This window comes from Pedobacter gandavensis (genome assembly GCF_032677645.1).
Lineage (GTDB): Bacteria > Bacteroidota > Bacteroidia > Sphingobacteriales > Sphingobacteriaceae > Pedobacter > Pedobacter gandavensis_A.
Genome location: NZ_JAVTSB010000027.1, coordinates 1 through 962 on the forward strand (window position 1 = coordinate 1; position 962 = coordinate 962).

Here is a 962-nt window from a genome sequence, read left to right on the forward strand (position 1 = left end):
CACAAGACTATACCGTTCTTTAGATTGTCGATAGCCCAGCCAATTTTCAGCTGCTGCCAATCCAACCCTGTACTGTCTACACAAACTACCATTTTTACGATTTCGAACATTGTTGTATTAAACATCGGGGAAATCTGATTTTTTGATACCATCTATAATTACAGCTACTTACTCCTGATTTTAGTAATGGTGCTGAAATACACATTAAATAATGTCCTTATAATCTTTTAAGGCTGGAATTGATGTTGACCTAAAAAATTGGATAAATTAAGGTCAGTCAGACAATAGACTGGTTCTTTAAGTTCAAAACCAGAGTATACCTTAAAATATGAAAATTTCAAAGTATACTCTGGTTTTGATATAGATAAGAATAATTATGATGCAGGCCTGTCTGGAATTTGTCAGATGGGGCAGTCCGAAGAATTGGCTTGTATACGTTGAGAGTAATAGAAGTCACCGCGAAGCAGACTGATCGTAAGATTAATAACAAGGGGTCTGCTAAGGAGGTTATTTTGTCTGCAAATCTTGAAGAAGGAAATATCTTGTGACCTGAATCTTTGGTGTCCGCTTTGTTTAATCAACCTTATACCAGTGTAAAACACTTTACGGCGATGGGTTTAATAGCGAGAAAATATTTGGATCAGCTTACCGGTTTAGGGATTTTAGAAAAGTGAACCATACAAGGGGGGAAATATTATCTGAATCTGTATAGAATCCTTTCTGAGTAAAACTCATCTTCCAGATTTAGGTTCGATTTTAACCACTGTATTAAATCTATGTTATTCTTTCGTGCTGTAGTTCATGTAGTTAGATATGTGATACAATTATAAAGGCAATATTGTTTGCAGGGCGGGTTATTTTTGTTACTTTTGCATCCCGCTTCGGAGGAAGGGTTAGTTGAAAGAGATACAGTGAAGAAGATTTGAAAGATTGCAGTAGGAATATGTCAGAGGTTGTTTTGA

General features: G+C 35.9%; 1 protein-coding gene. It reads left to right on the plus strand.

Annotation, left to right across the window (positions count from 1 at the left end):
* Positions 1–560: 560 nt before the first annotated feature.
* Positions 561–674: a hypothetical protein gene (locus R2Q66_RS23950; RefSeq protein ID WP_410479449.1), complete on the plus strand. Its 114-nt coding sequence runs from the start codon at positions 561–563 to the stop codon at positions 672–674.
* The last annotated feature ends 288 nt before the right edge of the window (positions 675–962 follow it).